Genomic DNA, 3,013 nt, shown 5'->3' with positions numbered 1-3,013 from the left:
AAAATACACATCCGTATAACGTTGGACTATTCATGGCTTATTCATGGAGTAATTTAATACATAAAATTCATATTATTGAATCAATTTCATAACTTGGATCCCTAGAGCCACAAGGGTTTCAAAAGTTAAAATATGTAGCACCTCCCCAAGATTCACTTACAATTAGGTATTGTATCCTTGATAATACCCGTAAAAATGCAGTTTTAATGAGTAATTATGAAATTGATTCTATTGATTAAAAATTCACTTCTGGATTTAATAGAATCATTTGCTAATCCCAATCTTTTCTCTCTTTTCAGATAAATTCATCTCCGCCGGATTCTTGTAGCAAGTCTTTCCCTAATCCCCAAATAGCTTCTGTAAAGCATTCAGGTTTACGTACCCCGATAATTTTCTTTTTAACTGCATCGTACTTCCAGACAAACTCAACTTCGCTCTTTTTCAAACTTTTTCACCCTCTCCATATCGAAAAAATAACTATCTCATACTTTTACTATATATTGGTCAATATGTACAAATATCAAGGATGTCTTGTTGGTAAATTCTTTAAAGGGATACTATCTCCCTTGCAACACTTTCATAAATAGCCGAATGAAGTTCTGTACCTACATCGACGGAGCGCCCGAGAAAATCCTCCAATTCCTGCTTAAAACCGATCAAATCAAGCAAACTTCTGTCTGGATTAATAGAAACAAGCAAATCAATGTCACTGTTGGGCGTTTCTTCTCTGCGTGCAACGGAGCCGAAAACACGAATATCATGAATTCCATATCTTTGCCCGATTTCAATGATTTTCGTTTGGTAGAGAAGAATCTGATCAAGAATATACATTCTTTCACCTCCTCTTTTTATTCCGGATTTAATAAAAAGAATACCCCTGCTCTATACATGTACCAATCCTTCTGCTTTTTCAGCCATCGCAGGGTTCTATTATCCTGTTTCCAATGTTCTTCTGTGTACTCACTCCAGGGAATCCTTTTTGCTTGTAAGAATCAGCTAAAGATAGTTCAGCCATATCCGCCATAAAGTGACTTCTTTATTTAAGGCTCTGTTAAAACTCCGTGTTGATTTTCATTACTAAATGCTGAATCATGATAAAATATAAGAAAGCGAGGTGCGTTGGAACATGGAAGATGTATTGACTCAAATTTTAGGGGAACTTAAAGTGATAAGGTCTAATGTTACATAATTGAAAAAAGGACAAGCAGGATTAAAAAAAGGACAAGGGCGTTTAGAAGAAAACCTTATTAACTTCACAACAGAAAGCAGGAGTCAATTTAAACTTTTAGAATCTAAGCTTGACCAGCAACAACAGACATTCGAAGTAATTGTCGGCGAAATTAAAAAGGTTAGGCTATTTTCGTAAAGTTTGTTACTAATTACTCCTTTCTATTTTTTTCTCAGTCAGCAATTCTAGGAGAAAATCATATTGCAATGGCATTATGCCCAAGACATACTCAATTTTTTCTTTTTCAATTTCCACTTCTATCATGCGTTTAAAGGCTTCATATTGCCATTGCTTGAAGTATTCATCTTTGTCCATATTACTTCCCCTCCTTGTATTTCATTTTATTTAAATAAACAAAAATGTCTACGAAAAGAGCGAAAGATTAAAATAAATATTGATTATCTAAGCGGAAAAACTGGCAGACATGATGCAGAATTAAACAGTTTAAACAAACGTGTCTGGTCCTAAATAGCTCGATTTTTCTTTTGAAAATTAATAATCATCTGCTGTTCCTCAATATTTTTACATGATAGATGTGATGCTTAATTATTGCACATGACAACTCTTCAAATGCCTTTGCTTCCACTCTGTCTAGAAGTTTCTTATTTTCTATCCTTAATTTTGTAGAATATGGCTTTTATAATTCTGTTTCCAGAAGAAACAATTAAACAACTGATATACCTTTCTTCCCTCATCGTAGCTCTTTTCTTCATATTCCATTTTCCTTTAGAGATATATGTAGTACAATCTTTGCATGAAGATATTTATGCGGAAGATAAGGGAGGTTTATATATGGAAAAAGATATTAGCCTATCCATTGTAAGAGCGATTGTCGGAAACATTTACTCCCGTTATGGACTCGAAGGAGAATTTCGGTCTATACATCCAGCCATGCAATTAGAAATATTAGAGGATTGGAAACACCTTGTATCAGAAGAACTTCATAAGGCAGGGTTGATTACGGAGATCTACGAACCGGTAGACGTAGAAAGAATGAGTTTGGTTGAAATTATTAATGATCATCTTCCTCTTTATTTGGAGGGAGGGAGAGATTAATCCTTTTTTACAAGAAACAGATACAGGAGGATAAACAAGGAAGAACTAAGAGCCTCCAGTTTAAAAACCATTCATATGCCTAGCGATGGGTAATACTAAGTGGCTTTTTTTTCGTATCTCTTTTACCAGCCACTTTAAGCCACCGCATGGTGAAATCTTCCCATACCGTTCCAAAATGCTTTATCTTTCTTTATCCGATACATCTGCAACTGTTCTCCAACGGGGACTAACCCTTTTTCTCTCTGTATACACGACATTCTCCAGTGATGTATGAAAGAAACCATATATTTGATGTTGACTTTCTTGATTGCGTCTGTTGGATTCTTTCAGGGCGCTGTTCCCGTCTATGCATGTATCAACAACCGTCATTTCCTCAACATATCTTTTTCCATCTTTAGAATAAGCTTCTATAATCGTGAAGATTACCCATTGATCATGATACCCTTTCCTGACTTCTTCCCATTTCATTCAGCATTCCTCCAAGCATCTTTTTTCTCTTTGGCTCTGTTAAAGCAAAATGTTGATTTTATCCCTTTCTTACTCAACTAAAGGGTAGTACAGCGGAATAAATTATTACTCTCTGCGCAAACATGGGGAGTATTTCTTATCCTTTTTACATAAGGACAAGGGCTTATCTCACTTTTGCTTAAACTTTTTCCAGGAAATTTCCATTTGGCTGTATAAATCGAGAAATGTGTTACTCAACACTTCTTTTTCCTTTTTTGAAAG

Annotated in this window: 5 protein-coding genes; 1 reads left to right on the top strand and 4 read right to left on the bottom strand. The window is 35.1% G+C overall.

The annotated features are described in order from the left end of the window. Positions 1-295: 295 nt before the first annotated feature. The 3 genes from ADA01nite_RS22365 to ADA01nite_RS22360 form a co-directional block, all read right to left on the bottom strand. Positions 296-445 (bottom strand): hypothetical protein, encoded by a 150-nt coding sequence (locus tag ADA01nite_RS22365; protein ID WP_170230417.1) that lies wholly within the window; start codon positions 443-445, stop codon positions 296-298. A gap of 101 nt (positions 446-546) precedes the next feature. After that, a complete protein-coding gene (locus ADA01nite_RS21450; RefSeq protein WP_146812462.1) occupies positions 547-831 on the bottom strand; it encodes a nucleotidyltransferase family protein in 285 nt (94 codons plus the stop codon). A 544-nt stretch (positions 832-1,375) separates the two neighbouring features. Next, positions 1,376-1,543: a hypothetical protein gene (locus ADA01nite_RS22360; protein ID WP_170230416.1), complete on the bottom strand. Its 168-nt coding sequence runs from the start codon at positions 1,541-1,543 to the stop codon at positions 1,376-1,378. Between the two features lie 477 nt (positions 1,544-2,020). On the opposite strand from ADA01nite_RS22360, the gene ADA01nite_RS21445 reads away from it, so the two are divergent. Beyond that, positions 2,021-2,284, top strand: a complete 264-nt coding sequence (locus ADA01nite_RS21445; RefSeq protein ID WP_146812461.1) for a hypothetical protein — start codon at positions 2,021-2,023, stop codon at positions 2,282-2,284. A 180-nt stretch (positions 2,285-2,464) separates the two neighbouring features. Here the strand turns inward: ADA01nite_RS21445 and ADA01nite_RS21440 are convergent, their stop codons facing one another. Further along, positions 2,465-2,752 (bottom strand): hypothetical protein, encoded by a 288-nt coding sequence (locus tag ADA01nite_RS21440; RefSeq protein WP_146812460.1) that lies wholly within the window; start codon positions 2,750-2,752, stop codon positions 2,465-2,467. Between the last annotated feature and the right edge of the window lie 261 nt (positions 2,753-3,013).

This window comes from Aneurinibacillus danicus, assembly GCF_007991215.1.
Lineage (GTDB): Bacteria > Bacillota > Bacilli > Aneurinibacillales > Aneurinibacillaceae > Aneurinibacillus > Aneurinibacillus danicus.
This window is presented reverse-complemented; position numbering and strand designations above follow the sequence as displayed.